Origin of the sequence: Janthinobacterium sp. CG_23.3 (assembly GCF_046115965.1) — a bacterium.
Classification (GTDB): Bacteria; Pseudomonadota; Gammaproteobacteria; order Burkholderiales; family Burkholderiaceae_D; genus Janthinobacterium.
On sequence record NZ_JBJXIB010000136.1, the window covers coordinates 1 to 15781 of the forward strand.

General features: G+C 63.6%; 17 protein-coding genes. 8 read left to right on the plus strand and 9 right to left on the minus strand.

Annotation, left to right across the window (positions count from 1 at the left end; genetic code table 11):
• Positions 1-126: 126 nt before the first annotated feature.
• The 7 genes from ACFDR9_RS23335 to rpsL all read right to left on the minus strand — a co-directional run bounded on the left by ACFDR9_RS23335 (position 127) and on the right by rpsL (position 6851).
• Positions 127-318, minus strand: coding sequence for a hypothetical protein (locus tag ACFDR9_RS23335; protein ID WP_017877862.1), 192 nt, complete (start codon positions 316-318; stop codon positions 127-129).
• 454 nt (positions 319-772) lie between these two features.
• The gene (locus ACFDR9_RS23340) at positions 773-1690 is read right to left on the minus strand and encodes a hypothetical protein (protein ID WP_409032515.1); all 918 of its coding nucleotides are present in this window, start codon (positions 1688-1690) and stop codon (positions 773-775) included.
• A gap of 199 nt (positions 1691-1889) precedes the next feature.
• Positions 1890-2207 carry a 30S ribosomal protein S10 gene (gene rpsJ, locus ACFDR9_RS23345; protein ID WP_010394389.1) on the minus strand — a complete coding sequence of 106 codons (318 nt, stop codon included), beginning with the start codon at positions 2205-2207 and terminating at the stop codon, positions 1890-1892.
• Positions 2208-2379: 172 nt separating this feature from the next.
• Entirely contained in the window at positions 2380-3570 is a 1191-nt protein-coding gene (tuf, locus tag ACFDR9_RS23350; protein ID WP_017877864.1) for an elongation factor Tu, read from the minus strand.
• A 73-nt stretch (positions 3571-3643) separates the two neighbouring features.
• Complete coding sequence (fusA, locus tag ACFDR9_RS23355; RefSeq protein WP_017877865.1) at positions 3644-5749, minus strand: elongation factor G; 2106 nt, start codon at positions 5747-5749, stop codon at positions 3644-3646.
• 108 nt (positions 5750-5857) lie between these two features.
• Positions 5858-6328: a 30S ribosomal protein S7 gene (gene rpsG, locus ACFDR9_RS23360; RefSeq protein WP_017877866.1), complete on the minus strand. Its 471-nt coding sequence runs from the start codon at positions 6326-6328 to the stop codon at positions 5858-5860.
• A 139-nt stretch (positions 6329-6467) separates the two neighbouring features.
• Positions 6468-6851 carry a 30S ribosomal protein S12 gene (rpsL, locus tag ACFDR9_RS23365; RefSeq protein ID WP_017877867.1) on the minus strand — a complete coding sequence of 128 codons (384 nt, stop codon included), beginning with the start codon at positions 6849-6851 and terminating at the stop codon, positions 6468-6470.
• Positions 6852-7168: 317 nt separating this feature from the next.
• Between rpsL and ACFDR9_RS23370 the strand changes: the two genes are divergently transcribed.
• The 4 genes from ACFDR9_RS23370 to ACFDR9_RS23385 all read left to right on the plus strand — a co-directional run bounded on the left by ACFDR9_RS23370 (position 7169) and on the right by ACFDR9_RS23385 (position 10994).
• A complete protein-coding gene (locus ACFDR9_RS23370) occupies positions 7169-9106 on the plus strand; it encodes a phosphoethanolamine transferase (protein WP_409032516.1) in 1938 nt (645 codons plus the stop codon).
• A gap of 6 nt (positions 9107-9112) precedes the next feature.
• Complete coding sequence (locus tag ACFDR9_RS23375) at positions 9113-9310, plus strand: hypothetical protein (RefSeq protein WP_409032517.1); 198 nt, start codon at positions 9113-9115, stop codon at positions 9308-9310.
• Positions 9311-9560: 250 nt separating this feature from the next.
• Entirely contained in the window at positions 9561-10073 is a 513-nt protein-coding gene (locus ACFDR9_RS23380) for an FxDxF family PEP-CTERM protein (RefSeq protein WP_409032518.1), read from the plus strand.
• 135 nt (positions 10074-10208) lie between these two features.
• Positions 10209-10994 carry a spermidine synthase gene (locus tag ACFDR9_RS23385; protein ID WP_409032519.1) on the plus strand — a complete coding sequence of 262 codons (786 nt, stop codon included), beginning with the start codon at positions 10209-10211 and terminating at the stop codon, positions 10992-10994.
• Here the strand turns inward: ACFDR9_RS23385 and ACFDR9_RS23390 are convergent.
• Positions 10957-12453 (minus strand): PLP-dependent aminotransferase family protein, encoded by a 1497-nt coding sequence (locus ACFDR9_RS23390; protein ID WP_409032520.1) that lies wholly within the window; start codon positions 12451-12453, stop codon positions 10957-10959. The genes ACFDR9_RS23385 and ACFDR9_RS23390 overlap by 38 nt on opposite strands.
• A gap of 118 nt (positions 12454-12571) precedes the next feature.
• Here ACFDR9_RS23390 and ACFDR9_RS23395 point away from each other — a divergent pair, with 118 nt between their 5' ends.
• The 4 genes from ACFDR9_RS23395 to ACFDR9_RS23410 all read left to right on the plus strand — a co-directional run bounded on the left by ACFDR9_RS23395 (position 12572) and on the right by ACFDR9_RS23410 (position 14103).
• The gene (locus ACFDR9_RS23395; RefSeq protein ID WP_409032521.1) at positions 12572-13222 is read left to right on the plus strand and encodes a pyridoxamine 5'-phosphate oxidase family protein; all 651 of its coding nucleotides are present in this window, start codon (positions 12572-12574) and stop codon (positions 13220-13222) included.
• Positions 13185-13373 (plus strand): hypothetical protein, encoded by a 189-nt coding sequence (locus tag ACFDR9_RS23400; protein WP_017877874.1) that lies wholly within the window; start codon positions 13185-13187, stop codon positions 13371-13373. The genes ACFDR9_RS23395 and ACFDR9_RS23400 overlap by 38 nt, the downstream gene beginning before the upstream one ends.
• A gap of 128 nt (positions 13374-13501) precedes the next feature.
• A complete protein-coding gene (locus ACFDR9_RS23405; RefSeq protein WP_409032522.1) occupies positions 13502-13822 on the plus strand; it encodes a hypothetical protein in 321 nt (106 codons plus the stop codon).
• 2 nt (positions 13823-13824) lie between these two features.
• On the plus strand, positions 13825-14103 hold the full coding sequence (locus ACFDR9_RS23410; protein WP_198292038.1) for a hypothetical protein: 279 nt from the start codon (positions 13825-13827) through the stop codon (positions 14101-14103).
• A 17-nt stretch (positions 14104-14120) separates the two neighbouring features.
• Here the strand turns inward: ACFDR9_RS23410 and ACFDR9_RS23415 are convergent, their stop codons facing one another.
• Positions 14121-15698 carry a serine hydrolase gene (locus ACFDR9_RS23415; RefSeq protein ID WP_409032523.1) on the minus strand — a complete coding sequence of 526 codons (1578 nt, stop codon included), beginning with the start codon at positions 15696-15698 and terminating at the stop codon, positions 14121-14123.
• Between the last annotated feature and the right edge of the window lie 83 nt (positions 15699-15781).

Below are 15781 nucleotides of genomic sequence, written 5' to 3' on the forward strand. Positions count from 1 at the left end.
GGTGGTGGGGTCGGGCGGTTTTTGGTCGATTGGGGGGTGTTTTTTTTTTCGCGGCGTTTTTCTCCGTGTTGCGTGATTGGGGCGTTCGGCTGCGCCCGCTGCCTCTCCCCCCCGCCGCGGATTGGCTTACTGGTCGCAGGCCGGCAGGCAGTGGTCCAGAAGGCTCAGGCAAAGCGGACTCTGCGAACTCAGGTGCGCCGAGCAGACGGCGTATTTTTGATAGCACTCGGAATAGCACGCTGGATTGCCGCCGGAGGCAACCGCATAGGATGCGCTGAGGCTGCAGGCAAACAGGAAGGCGCCAAGTTTCTTGATCATTGTTCAATCTCCTAGAATTTGAAAGTCAAGGTGGAAGCAATTCCGTGGGCGCGCCGCCACCTTTTACAGGCCGCCCCGGTACGACACCGGTCACACATCTAATGCCAATAGAGTACCGTAAACAATACCAAAACAACGCCAATTTATTGACAATTCTATTATTTTTTGCGCGCCTGGTGAGAATCCGGCCGCCGAGGGCGACGTGGCGCGGCGTGAAGTCGTCGGTGCGCAGGGCGTAGGCGATGCTGCCGGCGATCGCCAGTCCGTCCTCGACAATGAGGACGGTTGTAGAGATGCGGGCGGGATGGCGTTCAGTTGTGGACGGGTGTTGCGTTTGCGCGCCGGCCCTGCCGTAAAAACCAGAGGCGTGAGGCCGGGGCGCCGCAGGTGCGGCCTGGCCGCTCAGCGGCGCTGGCGGAAGATCTCGCTCATCGTGCTCAGGAACTCGTCGTCGTCAGCCATCCCCAGCTCGTCGTCCCGCTCGGCTATCCGGTCGCGCCGCTGGCCGATCCATTTCTGCAGATATCGCAGTTCCGACAACCTGGAGAGGTCGTACTCGAGCTCCTCGAGATCGTCCTCCAGTGTCCGCAGGTCGTCGTCCAGGTCGCCCGACAACTGCGCCGGCGCCAGCTCGGGATACGGCGCAATGTCGTACTCCGTCTTGAATATGGATCTCGACGTTCTCAATTTCGTCGCGCAGCTCGGCGAGCTGCTCGGACAACACCTGGCTGTATTGTTGCAGGCGCTGGTCCGGTAGCGCGTTGACCGTCACTTGGTCCAGGTGCTCGATTTCGCGCCGCGCCGCCAGCAGCGCCGGCACGTCCCTGGCGGCATACGCGGCCAGCGACGCGGCCACCTGCTCGTCCTCGCCAGCTCGCCCGGGCTGCCCGCCCAGCGCGTCGCGGCGCCATTTCGTGGCGATCTGCGCGGCGGCCTCCAAGGGCGAGGCCCGCTCCGGGTCGACGCCAAACTGCTCCAGCAGCGTCGTCGACAGCGCGGCCTCCTGCGCGCCGGCCTCGGCGTCGTAGTCCTCGCCGCTGTATTTCTCGTAGAGTTGCTTGAGCGCGTCGTCGGCCCGCTCCGCCAACAGTTGCCCGGTGGCGTCGCAGATGACGTCGGCGATGCCGATCCGGTCCTCCATGCCGACCTCCCGGCCGTCGTGGGCCTGGTCCAGCGCGAACACCAATTTGGTCTGCAGTTCGTCATAGCGGCGCTGCAGCGGCTGGTACTCGTCGGCAAAGCGACGTTCGTAGACGGCGATGGCCTGTTGCCACTGCACCAGATGGCGCCGCTCCTGGTCGACTAGTTGGACCAGCTTGTTGAACTGTTTTTGCGCGCCGGACAGTCCGGCCCCGCGTTTAATCTTGGGCAATCCCGCGCCTGTGGCACCGGCCTTGGATGTCGATTTCGCCATCACGCCCTCCCAAAAATGCAGTCTAGTTTTACCCACCGCCGCAATCAAGCGCGGGACGCAAACAGCGCGCCTGTAAACGAGATTGGGGCCGGAGGCGTTCAATCGAACGCGCCCGGCCCCAAGGTGCTGGCGGGACACCCCGCCGGCTCAGAAACGATTACTGCAGTTTGATTTCGACATCAACGCCAGCTGGCAGGTCCAGCTTCATCAGCGCGTCAACGGTTTTGTCCGTTGGGTCGACGATGTCCATCAGACGCTGGTGGGTGCGGATTTCGAACTGGTCGCGCGAGGTCTTGTTGACGTGCGGCGAACGCAGAACGTCGAAACGCTGGATGCGGGTTGGCAAAGGTACTGGACCCTTGACGACGGCGCCGGTGCGCTTGGCTGTTTCAACGATTTCCAGGGCCGATTGATCGATCAGTTTGTAATCGAAAGCTTTCAGGCGGATGCGGATTTTTTGATTTGGTGCGGACATGGTATTTCCTTAAAAGAGCGAACCGGGTGAACAAACCACTCGCGGCAATGAATGACTGCTAAGGCTTGGGGTCGACATGATACCACTGAACAACGCGGTAAACACAGCGGCCCGCAATTTTGATACAACAAGGCCGGCGCGAGCCGGCCCTGTCTCGACGCTTAACGATTAATTAGGCGAGGATTTTTGCAACAACGCCGGCGCCGACGGTACGACCGCCTTCGCGGATAGCGAAGCGCAGACCTTCTTCCATGGCGATCGGGTTGATCAGCTTGACGGTGATCGACACGTTATCGCCTGGCATGACCATTTCTTTGTCTGCTGGCAACTCGATCGAACCGGTCACGTCCGTTGTACGGAAGTAGAACTGAGGACGATAGTTGTTGAAGAACGGCGTATGGCGGCCGCCTTCGTCTTTCGACAAGACATAGATCTCGCCGGTGAAGTGGTTATGTGGCTTGATCGAACCTGGCTTGGCCAACACTTGACCGCGCTGCACGTCTTCGCGCTTGGTACCGCGCAACAGCAAACCAACGTTGTCGCCGGCCATACCCTGGTCCAGCAGCTTGCGGAACATTTCCACGCCGGTGCAAGTGGTTTTGACGGTGTCGGTGATGCCGATGATTTCGATTTCTTCGCCGACTTTGACGATACCGCGTTCGATACGACCGGTCACAACGGTGCCGCGACCCGAGATCGAGAACACGTCTTCGACTGGCATCAGGAAGGCGCCATCGACTGCGCGCTCTGGCGTAGGGATGTAGGTATCGAGCGCATCGGCCAGACGCATAACCGCGTCAACGCCCATTTCGCCTTCAACGCCTTCCAGCGCCATACGTGCCGAACCTTTGATGATAGGCACGTCGTCGCCTGGGAAGTCGTATTTCGACAACAGCTCGCGCACTTCCATTTCCACCAGTTCCAGCAACTCGGCGTCGTCGACCAGGTCGCACTTGTTCAGGAACACGATGATGTATGGAACGCCAACTTGGCGGGCCAGCAGGATGTGTTCGCGGGTCTGCGGCATTGGGCCGTCGGCTGCGGAGCACACCAGGATCGCGCCGTCCATCTGCGCTGCGCCGGTGATCATGTTTTTGATGTAATCGGCGTGGCCTGGGCAGTCAACGTGAGCGTAGTGGCGCGCTGCGGTTTCGTACTCGACGTGGGCGGTGTTGATGGTGATACCGCGCGCTTTTTCTTCCGGTGCCGCATCGATCTGGTCGTATGCTTTGGCTTCGCCGCCGAATTTCTTCGCCAGCACGGTTGCGATAGCAGCCGTCAGGGTGGTTTTACCGTGGTCGACGTGACCGATGGTGCCGACGTTGACGTGCGGCTTGGTCCGCTCGAATTTACCTTTTGCCATTTTATTCTTCCTTAGAACAATGATTGATATGTACGGGCTGGAATTCTCGTGAAATCCAGCCCGGAATTGCGTATTACTTCGCTTTCGAGCTGACGATCGCTTCAGTCACATGCTTCGGCGCTTCCGAATAGTGCTTGAATTCCATCGAGTAGGTCGCACGACCCTGGGTTGCCGAACGCAACGAGGTCGAGTAGCCGAACATTTCCGACAATGGCACTTCGGCCTTGATGATCTTGCCGCCACCGCCAGCAATCTCATCCATACCTTGGACCATACCGCGGCGCGACGACAGATCGCCCATCACGGAACCGGCGTAGTCTTCCGGCGTTTCCACCTCGACCGACATCATAGGCTCCAGAATGACTGGCGACGCCTTGCGGCAGCCGTCTTTGAATGCCATCGAAGCGGCCATGCGGAACGCGTTTTCGTTCGAGTCGACGTCATGGTACGAACCGAAGAACAGCGTGACCTTGACGTCAACGACCGGATAACCAGCCATCACGCCCGAGGTCAGCGTGTCGCGCACGCCCTTTTCAACCGCGGGGATGTATTCGCGTGGCACGGTACCGCCCTTGATCGCGTCAACGAATTCGAAACCCTTGCCCGGCTCTTGCGGCTCGATCTTCAGAACCACGTGACCGTATTGACCACGACCACCGGATTGCTTGACGAACTTACCTTCGGACTCTTCGCACACTTTGCGAATCGTTTCGCGGTACGCAACTTGTGGCTTACCGACGGTCGCTTCGACGTTGAATTCACGTTTCATGCGGTCGACGATAATTTCCAGATGCAACTCGCCCATACCACCGATGATGGTCTGGCCCGACTCTTCGTCGGTTTTCACGCGGAACGATGGATCTTCCTGCGCCAGGCGGTTCAGCGCCAAGCCCATTTTTTCCTGGTCGGCCTTGGTCTTAGGCTCAACGGCCTGCGAGATCACCGGCTCAGGGAAGACCATTTTTTCCAGCGTGATGATGGAGCTAGGATCGCACAGCGTTTCGCCGGTGGTCGCGTCTTTCAGACCCACCGCAGCGGCGATGTCGCCGGCGTGCACTTCCTTGATCTCTTCACGTTGGTTCGCGTGCATCTGCAAAATACGGCCAAGACGTTCTTTCTTGTTCTTGATCGGATTGTAGACGGTGTCGCCCGACTTGATGGAGCCCGAGTAGACGCGGAAGAAGATCAACTGGCCGACGAACGGGTCGGTCATGATCTTGAACGCCAGCGCCGAGAACTTCTCGCTGTCGTCGGCTTTACGCGAGGTCGGCTGGTCGTCTTCGTCCATACCTTGCACCGGCTTGATATCCACTGGCGACGGCAGGTATTCAATCACGCCGTCCAACATCGCTTGCACGCCCTTGTTTTTGAACGCGGTGCCGCACATCATCGGGACGATTTCCGAAGCGAGGGTACGGGCGCGCAGAGCGGCCTTGATCTCTTCTTCCGACAGGTCGCCTTCGTCGAGGTACTTGTTCATCAGTTCTTCGGACGCTTCGGCGGCCGCTTCGACCATCTTCTCGCGCCACTCGGCGGCCAGCTCAGCGAGCTCGGCAGGGATTTCGCGGTAGTCGAACTTCATGCCTTGCGACGCGTCGTCCCAGAAGATCGCCTTCATCTTGACCAGATCGACCACGCCCAGGAAGTTCTCTTCGGCGCCGATTGGAATCTGCAGGGGAATCGGGTTGGCCTTCAGGCGTGCGCGCATTTGCTCGTACACTTTGAAGAAGTTCGCGCCGGTGCGGTCCATCTTGTTGACGAAGGCCAGACGTGGCACCTTGTACTTGTTAGCCTGGCGCCAAACCGTTTCCGATTGTGGCTGCACACCGCCGACCGCACAGTACACCATGCAGGCGCCATCCAACACGCGCATCGAGCGTTCAACTTCAATGGTGAAGTCGACGTGGCCCGGGGTGTCGATGATGTTGATGTGGTGCTCAGGGAAATTGTTAGCCATCCCCTTCCAGAAGCAGGTCGTCGCGGCGGAGGTGATCGTGATACCGCGCTCTTGCTCTTGCTCCATCCAGTCCATGGTGGCGGCGCCATCATGCACTTCGCCAATCTTGTGGTTCACGCCGGTGTAGAACAATACGCGCTCGGTCGTCGTCGTCTTACCAGCGTCGATGTGAGCGGAAATACCGATATTGCGATAGCGCTCAATGGGGGTCTTGCGGGCCATAATTAATCCTAAATGAATGGACAAAACCGGGCTGCATTTTTTTGCAAAAATGAGCCCGGCCTCGAACAACAGATACCTGACAGCCCCCTTAACGGGAGCTGGCTTTTATTAGAAGCGGAAATGCGAGAACGCTTTGTTCGCTTCAGCCATACGATGGACTTCATCGCGTTTTTTCATGGCGCCGCCGCGGCTTTCAGCCGCTTCCATCAGCTCACCGCCGAGGCGTTGTGGCATGGATTTTTCGCTGCGCTTGTTCGCGGCTTCACGCAACCAACGCATCGACAGGGCCATACGGCGGACTGGGCGAACTTCGACCGGCACCTGGTAGTTTGCACCACCGACGCGACGGGATTTCACCTCAACCAAGGGCTTGGCGTTGTTGATGGCGGTAGCGAACACTTCGAGCGGATCCTTGCCCGATTTTGCTTTGATGTGCTCGAAAGCACCGTAGATGATGTTTTCTGCGACCGATTTTTTACCGGACAACATCAAAACGTTGACGAACTTAGCGACATCAGTGTTGCCGAATTTTGGATCTGGCAAAATTTCGCGCTTGGGTACTTCACGACGACGTGGCATATCAATTCCTTTCAATCTTCAGTTGAGCGCGCGCAGTATTGGCACACTCGCGGACGACCATCATAGCCTTCCACTTACTCGACCAGATGCGGTCGACTACATTCACTTAGCTAGTTACCACTCAGCGAAACTTGGGGTATTACTTCTTACCGGCCTTAGCCTTTTTGGTACCGTATTTCGAACGCGATTGCTTACGGTCCTTCACGCCTTGGGTATCCAGGGCGCCGCGAACCATATGGTAACGCACACCCGGCAAATCCTTAACGCGGCCACCGCGCAACAGCACAACACTATGCTCTTGCAGGTTATGGCCTTCACCGCCGATGTACGAAATGACTTCGAAACCGTTGGTCAAGCGAACTTTGGCGACTTTACGCAGAGCCGAGTTTGGCTTCTTTGGAGTCGTTGTGTAAACACGGGTGCAAACACCACGTTTTTGCGGGCTGTTTTCCAGCGCCGGCGATTTGCTCTTGACGCGTACGGAAACACGCGGCTGGCGAATCAATTGATTGATGGTTGGCATCGTTATAAATCCAACAAAATTACCACGATTGATAACCCGGGCTAGTGCCCGGGGACTAAAACCTAGTCCCGGTTTGCGCTGACAGCGGAGGCAACTACAGCCACTCGCTAAGGAGGGGCAACGACTGCGTATACGATGTGCAGAATAAATTCGAGAACTCGCGAGTATAGACCCCGCATTACGCAAGGTCAACCAGTTTACCGCTTTCGCTGCATAAATTTTCAGCAGAAACGCCCGCGCCGGCGCCGCCGTTTCGCGTTTTTTGCAACGCCGCGCCCCGCCCCGCCGGTAAAAGGCCGGATAATGGCGGACATTTTTTGATTCCGCTTCCTATGCCCACGCTGCTGCGCCCCGCCCCCCTGTTCGTCCTCCTGAGCTACCTGTTGCTGTCGGCGGTGCCGTTCGTGCCTTACTTATTAGGCAAAGGCATCGAGCGGCCCTGGCAGATGCTGGGTATCGAGGCGATCGCCTGGGTGGCGGCCTGGGCCGTGTTCAAGCGCCCGGCCTGGTTCCACTGGCTGCTGCTGCCGGCCTTCCTGGCCGTGCCGACCGAGCTGTACCTGTTCGTCTTCTACGGCCAGGGCATCTCCACCCACCACCTCGGCATCATCGCCGAGACCAGCCCGAAGGAGTCGCTCGAGTTCCTCGGCCAGAAAGCCTGGCTGATGCTGGCCGTGATGGTCGGCGTCATCGCCTGGTGGTTGCTGAGCTGGCGCGCGGCGCGCCAGACCGGCGCGCTGGACTGGGACGACGGCTCGCGCTGGGTGGCGCTGGGCGCGATCGCCCTGGCCGCCTGCGTGTGGGGCTACGGCCATGAATTCGGCATCCGCGGCAAGGCCGCGGCCGCGTCCAACACCACCGCTATAGCGGCATCCGCGTCGGCGTCCAAACCGGGCGCCAGCGTGGTGGCCTCCGGCTTCGGCGACGACGCCGACGACGACGAAGAGGAGGAGGAGGACAGCGCCGCCAGCGCCAGCGCACCCGGCGCCAGCGTGGCGCCGGCCCACCACACCGCGCTGCGCTGGCCGCGCCTGCCGCACTGGGCCAAGCTGCCGCTGCACTTCGACGCCTTCAGCAAGTCCTGGCCGTTCGGCCTGGTGGCGCGCGGCCTCGACTTCTACAACGAGCGCGCCTACCTGTCGCGGCTGGGCGAAAAAAGCAGCAAGTTCAGCTTCAGCGCGCGCCAGGCCACGCCCGGCCTGGCGCCGGAGGTGGTCGTCATGGTCATCGGCGAATCGTCGCGCTACGACCGCTGGAGCTTGAACGGCTACGAGCGCGACACCAACCCGCTGCTGAGCCAGGAGGGCAACCTGGTAACGCTGCCCGACGTCATCACCTCGGTCTCGGCGACGCGCCTGTCGGTGCCGGTCATCATCTCGCGCAAGCCGGCCACGCAAAGCCTGAAGGACGGCTTCTCGGAAAAGTCCTTCCTGACCGCGTACAAGGAAGCCGGCTTCAAAACCTACTGGCTGTCGAACCAGATCTCCTTCGGCCAGTTCGACACGCCGGTGTCGGTGTTCGCCAAGGAGGCCGACGTGATCCAGTTCCTCAACCTGGGCGGCTTCACCAACAGCTCCAACTTCGACCAGATCCTGTTCGACCCGCTGAAAAACGCGCTGGCCGACCCGGCGCCGAAAAAGCTGATCGTGCTGCACTCGCTGGGCAGCCACTGGAATTACAGCCAGCGCTACCCGAAGCAGTTCGACAAATGGCAGCCCTCGCTGTTCGGCGTCGACAAGCCGGTCTACAGCGACACCAAGATCAAGGTCCAGCTCAACAACAGCTACGACAGCTCCATCCTGTATACCGACTGGTTCCTGTCCCAGGTCATCGGCACGCTCAAGCAAGGCGGCCAACTGGCGTCGCTGATGTACGTCGCCGACCACGGCCAGACCCTGTACGACGGCACCTGCAACCTGGCCTTCCACGGCCACAACACGCAGTTCGAATTCCACGTGCCGGCCTTCGTCTGGTACTCCGACCCGTACCGCGAACGCTACCCGGACAAGGTGGCGCAGCTGCTGCGCCACCGCAAGGCGCGCCTGGCCACGGAAAACGTCTTCCACACCCTGCTCGACATGGGCGACATCCGCTATGCCGGCGAGCGGCTCGAATGGAGTTTCCTGAACCAGCAGTTCAAGCAGCACAAGCGCTACGTCGACAGCTACGGCTGGACCAACTACGACAACGCCATCATTAAGGGCGACTGCCGCGAGGTGATCGACAAGAACAAGCCGATGAAGCAGGAAAAATAGGCCGCCGTGCAGTTAAGCGGCTGCGGCGTTGAACTAAGCAAACCACCGGCGCAAGCCGAACGCAGCGGCCACCTGGAGCGCTTCATCCTCGGCTACGCCCGCCTCGCCAAGCTGCCGGCGCCGCGCCCCGAAGCCCGCACCGCGCTGGCAAACCAGGCCGGCGGCGGCCTCACGGCATCGCGGATACTGCCCGTATTGATGTAGGTCGATACATGGCGAAATTATATTTTTTGTGTCGGCATTACAACAAAAAAAGGAAATAATCACTTTTACCAAATGGCTCAGCCCGCATATTAGACGCCGTCTATCCGTTCCCGGAATTTCATTTATAAATATCGTATTGACAAGTAAGTTACATAAAGATAATGTACGTAAACCGTTCAGCAAGTGAGCGGTGGACTCACCATGCAGACTCATCGTTACTTTCTGATAACTTGAAAAATTGGATAACAACATGAAAATCAAAGCCCTCCTTCTTGCCGCCATGCTCGCCGTGTCCACCGGCAGCGCGCTGGCAGCAAACTATGCGGTCAATCTGACCCAGACGACGACGAACCACTGGTCCGCCGCCTTCGCCAGCACACCGGTCACCGGCAACGGCGGCTTCGCCGACACCTTCACCTTCAGCCCGGCGGTGCCGAACAGCACGGCGTCGAGCTACTTCTTCAATTTCGCGCTGGACGGCATGGGCCAATTCAACCCCAACTTCCTGATTATGTTCACCGGCGCGGACCTGAACGGCAACCCCTTCACGCTGTTCAACACGCCGCCGTTTACGCAGGCCTCCGTGTACATCCCGAACGTCGCCGGCCAGCTGGTCATGAACGTCAGCGGCGTCTCCAACGGCGGCAGCTACAGCGGTATCCTGAACGTCGTCACGGCAGTGCCGGAACCAGCCACCTACGGCATGATGCTGGGTGGCCTGGCGCTGGTGGGCTTCATGGCGCGCCGCCGCAAACAGGCCTGAGCGGGCCGCACCCGGTGCCGGGTGCCCGCCCGGCACACTTAAAGAGACGCTGCGGCGTCTTTTTTTCCGCCCGCCGCCGCGCGCCAGGCGCGCGCCAGCTGCTACACTTGGCGCCATCCGACACCGAGCACCGCCATGACCCCAAGCATCCCCCCCGCCCGTTACGGCGCCACCGCCTTCGCCTATCCCGGCCACCCGCCGGCCACCGTCACCGAAGAGCGCGGCGTGCGCTACCTGCACCTGGGCACGCCCTGGGTACAGGGCGCGATGCGCCTGGCCAAACCCGACGCCATCGAACTCGACTACGTGCAGATGATGATGATGTGGACGCTGTTCACGCCGCAGCCGCGCCACATCGTCCAGCTCGGCCTGGGCAGCGCCGCGCTGACCAAGTTCTGCTACCACCGCTTCCCCGGGGCGCGCGTCAGCGCGGTCGAACTGAACCCGAACGTGATCGCCATCTGCGCCGCCCAGTTCGCCCTGCCGGACAACGACGCCCGCCTCGACGTGCGCGAAATGAACGCCCTCGACTTCGTGCTCGACGGCGCCAACCACGCCAGCGTCGACGTGCTGCAAGTGGACCTGTACGACGAGCAGGCGCGCGGCCCGGTGCTCGACACGCCGGCGTTCTACCAGGGCTGCTTCGACTGCCTGGCCGAGGACGGCGTCATGGTCACCAACGTCTTCGGCGACATCGCCAACTACGACAAAAACCTGCAGGCGATGGGGCTGGTGTTCGACGCCGTGGTCTGGGTGCCCGAGGTGAACGACGAGAACATCGTCGTGCTGGCCTTCAAGAACGCCCCGGCGCTCGACTTCAGCGTGCTGTACGAGCGCGCCGGCGCCATCAAGAGCCGCCTTAACCTGCCGGCCAAGTCCTGGGTCAACGGCTTGAAGGGCTGGATGCTGGACCAGCAATGACGGCGGCGCGCACCAGCGCGGCCAGTTCCGCCACCGCCGCGTCGACGCGCTCGACCGGCACCTGCGCGTAGCCGAGCATGAAACCGTTCCAGCCCGCCCCGGCGGCGCAGGCGTGGGCGCCGAGCGCCGGCGCGACGATGCCCAGACTGGCCGCCTGCGCGCTCAGCGCGATGTCGTCGAGCCCCGCGCCGTGCAGGCGCAGCGCCAGGTGCATGCCGGCCGAGCCGCCGTGCACCGTGGCCAGCGCGCCGAAGTGGCGCAGCAGCGCCGCCACCAACGCGTCGCGGCGCTGCCGATACAGCCGGCGCATGCGCCGCAGGTGCAACGCGAACTGGCCGCTGCGCAGGAACTCTGCCAGCGCCAGCTGCTCGGCGACGCGGCCGCGCGCGGCGCTCTGCGCCAGCAGCGCCGCGAAGCCCGGCGCCAGCGCCGCCGGCACCACGATAAAGCCGATCCGCAGCGCCGGGAACATGGTCTTGCTGAAGGTGCCCAGGTACAGCACCGGCGCGTCCGCCACCAGCCCCTGCATGGCCGGCAGCGGCGGGCCGTCGTGGCGGAACTCGCTGTCGTAGTCGTCCTCGATGATCAGCGCGCCGGCCGCGCGCGCGTTGTCGATCAGCGCCAGCCGGCGCGCCAGGCTGAGCACGCCGCCGGTCGGATACTGGTGCGACGGCGTCGTGTAGATCAGCCGCGGCGGACGGCGGCGCCAGTCGTGCGGCGTCGGCGCGATGCCGTCGTCGTCAACGCCAATGCCGGCGATGGCCAGGCCGGCGCCGCGGCAAGCCGCCAGCGCGCCGCCGTAGCCGGGGTTTTCCAGCCAGGCCAGCTCGCCCTCGTCGGCGAAGCTGCGCGCGCACAAATCCAGACTGCTCTGGGTGCCGTCGGTGATGAATACCTGGGCGGCGTCGCAGACCACGCCGCGGGCGGCGCCCAGGTGCCCGGCGATGGCCGCGCGCAGCGGCGCCTCGCCGGCCGGGTCGCCGTAGTTGAGGCGCTCGGCCGGCAGCGCGCGCCAGGCCCGCTCCAGCATGCGCCGCCACAAGGCCAGCGGAAACGCCGCCAGCGCCGGCACGCCCGGCACGAAGGCGCAGTCCAGGTTTTCCTGCGGCGTCACTTGGCGCAGCGCCCGCGCGCGCCGCGCCAGGCCGGCCTGCGGCGCGGCGGCGCCGTCCGGCGGCCGCGCCGGCGGCGCTTGGGCCGGCAGCGTGCTGACCACGGTGCCGCGCCGGTCGCAGACCACGTAGCCCTCGCTGGCCAACTGCTCGTAGGCGTACAGCACGCTGTTGCGCGCCACGCCCAACTCGGCCGCCAGCACCCGCGTGGCGACCAGGCGCGTGCCGGCCCCCAGCTGGCCGGCGCGGATCGCCGCGCGCAGGCATTCGTGCAGCAGGCGCTGGCGCGACCAGCCGCGGCCGCCGTGTTGCCGCTCGCACGCCGCCATCAGCAAGGCGTATTCCATGGCCCTTCCCTTTCGTCTTTTTATTCCCAGTCCTGGCCCTAAAAAATACCCCATCTCTGGACCTTACGACGGAACCAGCAAGCGATTATATTGCGGTTTTCCCTTTCCGGAGCCACGCATGCCCGATTCCTCCGCCGCACCGAGCCTGCGCACGCGCGTGCGCCGCATGGCCGAACTGGCCGACTACGACGCCACCACGCTGTACGCCATCATCGACGCCGCCTACCTGTGCCACATCGCCTTCCACGACGCCGGCGGTGCGCACTGTATCCCCACCGCCTGCTGGCGCGACGGCGGCCACCTGTACATCCACGGCTCGAACGGCAGCCGCCTGCTGAAGCGTCTAACCGAGGCCGACAGCTGCGTCGCCATCACCCACCTCGACGGCCTGGTACTGGCGCGCTCCGCCTTCAACCACGCGATGAACTACCGCTCGGCAATGATCTACGGCCGCTTTGAAAAGGTCGCCGGCGCCGCCGCCAAGCAAGCCGCGCTGGCGGCGCTGATGGACAAGCTGGCGCCGGGCCGCCAGGCCGAAGTGCGCGCCGGCAGCGCCAAGGAAATGGCCGCGACCAGCGTGCTGCGCATCGCGCTCAACGAGGCGGCCGCGAAGGTGCGCAGCGGCGCGCCGCGGGACGACGCCGACGACATGGCGCTGCCGGTCTGGGCCGGCGTGCTGCCCTTCGCCCAGCGCCGCACCGCGCCGCTGGCCGACGCCGGCGCCGGCGCGCTTGCGCCCGGCTACGTGCGCGACTGGTGCCAGGAGTAAGCGCAACGCCAACCCGCTCGACAAGGCCGACCACCAGGGCGGCGTCTGGGCGCTGGCGCCGACCTACGCCAACAAGGACGCCGGCCGGGCCGGCTACCAGGCGATCGGCGAGAGCGACCGCACGACCTTGAAATTCGTCAAACCGCAGTAATCCGCGACAGGCGGCCGGTGCAGCGCCGGCTGTGGCTGGCGGCCGGCAAAATGGCGCGCCGGCACGCCGCTGGGGCATGCTTTGGTGTAATCTTGGTGGCACCGTCCATATTACACTGGGAAATATCCGTGCCAATACGGCATTCGTCTTCACCGCGACGCGCCGGCCCCGCCCAGTTGGCGCTGGCGCTGCCGGCGGCCATCGCGCAAGACCGGCGCCAGGGCCGCGACACCGGTTTCGCCACCTACGCCGAGACCGACGACAACCATTACCTTGCGGCGTTCACTGCCATCCCCGGCGCCGCCTGGTTCGTCGCCAGCACTATCCCGGCCAAGCAGGCGCTGGCCGAGGCGCAGTCGGTGCGCGACAAGATCATCCTGACCGGCCTGTTGTGCTTGGTGCTGCCGGTGGCGCGGCAAAGCATTTTTAACCAACAAGGCAAGCGATGAAAATGAAAAAACTGGTTGGCCTTGCGCTGGCCGCCGGCGGCGTCGCCGCCTTGGTATCGGCGTCGTTCGTGGCCGGCGCGGTCTTGCTGGTGGTTGGCATGGCCTGCCTGCTGGCGGCGCCGGGCCGGGGCGCCGCGCCGGGCGATTCCGGCGGCGACGGCGGCGTCGCCGGGAGCGGCGGCGACAGCTCATCCGGCGACAGCGCAAGCGACGGCTGCGGCGCCGGCTCGGACGGCGGCTCGGACGGCGGCGGTTGCGGCGGCGGCGACGGCGGCGACTAGCCCCCCCCGCCTAGCGCCTATTGCTGGGCTTTTTTCGCCTTCACCGGCGTAAACGCCAGGTCGGCGAAGTCGTAGCTGAAATCGGTCTCCGCCGATACCGGCGCCATTTTCATGCGCTCGATGCTGCCGTCGGGATTGAGGGCGAACGTGACATAGGCGTCGGCGTTGAAGTTGCGCTCCTTCCAGCGCACGATGAAGGTGTCGTGCTGCCAGTGCTCCAGCTCGCCGACCAGGTCGGGCGTGCGCGAAAAACTCAGCAGATGCTTGCCGCCGTCGTGGCGGATGGTCGCCGCGCCGTACCACGCGTCCTGGTATTCGCCGTCATAGGCGGCCGGCGGCAGCGACGGCCGCGACTTGGCGGCGCGCGCGGCGGCGGCCTTGCCCTGCTTGTGCGCGTCCTCCGCGTGGCCGGCGCGCTCGGCCGCGCCGATCAGGCCGATCCAATCGCTCGGCGCCACGCCCAGGTAATGGTCGAGGATGCGCCACTGCAGCGAGCGCATCGCCGCGCCGCTCTCGGCGTTGGTCAAGATCGCCACGCCCAGCTTCGCCTCCGGCACCATCACTACCTGCGAGAAGAAGCCCTGCAGCGCGCCGCCGTGCTGGGCCAGCTTCATGCCCTTGTAATCGCGCAGGTTGAAGCCCAGGCCGTAGGCGTTGAAATTGGGCGTCAGCGCTTCCAGGCCCGGCTTCGGCTCGGCGATTTTCATCGGCGTCTGCGCGGTCCACATTTCGCGGCCCTGCGCCGCGCTGAACAGGCGCGCCCGCGGCTCGGCGCCGGCGCCGATCCGACCGCCGTCGAGCAGCGCCGCCATCCATTTCGCCAGGTCCTCGGCGTTGCTGTTGATGCCGACCGCGCCGACCGCGTTCGGCACCGGCATCGACTTCACCGCGGCGATCCGGCCGTTGATCTTGCTGTGCGCGCCGGCCAGGTTCGGGTTGCCGGCGTTGTCGTCCAGGCTGGTGGTGGTGGCGTGCATGCCCAGCGGCGCCAGGATGCGCTCGCGGATCGCCGCGCCCCAGGGCTTGCCGGCCTTCTCGGCGATGATCTTGCCGGCCACGATATACAGCAAATTATCGTAGGCGTAGCTGTTGCGGAAACTGCTCGCCGGGCGGATGTAGCGCAGCTTCTCGATGATCTCGTCGGTTGAAAAACTGCTGGTCGGCCACCACAGCAAATCGCCGGCGCCCAAGCCCAGGCCGCTGCGGTGGGTCAGCAAATCGCGCACCGTGATGGCGTTGCTCACATACGCGTCGTACATCTGGAAGCCCGGCAAATGCTTGGTGACGGGATCGTCCCAGGCCAGCCTGCCCTCGTCGACCAGCATCGCCAGCGCGGCGGCCGTGAACGCCTTCGAATTCGACGCCACCTCGAACAGCGTCTGGGCGTCGACGGCGGCCGGCTGGCCCAGCTTGCGCACGCCGAAGCCCCTGGCGACGAGCACCTTGCCGTCCTTGACGACGGCGATGGCGATACCGGGCACCTCGAAAGCCTTCAAGACGCTGGCGACGTCGGCGTCGAGGTCGAAGGCCGGCGCCGGCGCGGCGGCGGCGGCAACGGCGGCGGCGCTTGGCTGCGCGGCGGGGCGTGAGGGCAACTGCTTGTCTTTGGGTAACCGCCATCACACGGAAGCGGAAAGGGAGTCCGACGCACACGCATCGCAAGGCTCCCAGAGGGGTA

Excerpts from the sequence above, each read along its gene's own strand:
- rpsG (WP_017877866.1), bottom strand. The coding sequence starts at position 6,328 with ATGCCACGTCGTCGTGAAGTACCCAAGCGCGAAATTTTGCCAGATCCA.
- rpsJ (WP_010394389.1), bottom strand. The coding sequence starts at position 2,207 with ATGTCCGCACCAAATCAAAAAATCCGCATCCGCCTGAAAGCTTTCGAT.
- ACFDR9_RS23385 (WP_409032519.1), top strand. The coding sequence starts at position 10,209 with ATGACCCCAAGCATCCCCCCCGCCCGTTACGGCGCCACCGCCTTCGCC.
- ACFDR9_RS23410 (WP_198292038.1), top strand. The coding sequence starts at position 13,825 with ATGAAAAAACTGGTTGGCCTTGCGCTGGCCGCCGGCGGCGTCGCCGCC.
- ACFDR9_RS23390 (WP_409032520.1), bottom strand. The coding sequence starts at position 12,453 with ATGGAATACGCCTTGCTGATGGCGGCGTGCGAGCGGCAACACGGCGGC.
- ACFDR9_RS23335 (WP_017877862.1), bottom strand. The coding sequence starts at position 318 with ATGATCAAGAAACTTGGCGCCTTCCTGTTTGCCTGCAGCCTCAGCGCA.
- tuf (WP_017877864.1), bottom strand. The coding sequence starts at position 3,570 with ATGGCAAAAGGTAAATTCGAGCGGACCAAGCCGCACGTCAACGTCGGC.
- ACFDR9_RS23395 (WP_409032521.1), top strand. The coding sequence starts at position 12,572 with ATGCCCGATTCCTCCGCCGCACCGAGCCTGCGCACGCGCGTGCGCCGC.
- ACFDR9_RS23380 (WP_409032518.1), top strand. The coding sequence starts at position 9,561 with ATGAAAATCAAAGCCCTCCTTCTTGCCGCCATGCTCGCCGTGTCCACC.
- fusA (WP_017877865.1), bottom strand. The coding sequence starts at position 5,749 with ATGGCCCGCAAGACCCCCATTGAGCGCTATCGCAATATCGGTATTTCC.
- rpsL (WP_017877867.1), bottom strand. The coding sequence starts at position 6,851 with ATGCCAACCATCAATCAATTGATTCGCCAGCCGCGTGTTTCCGTACGC.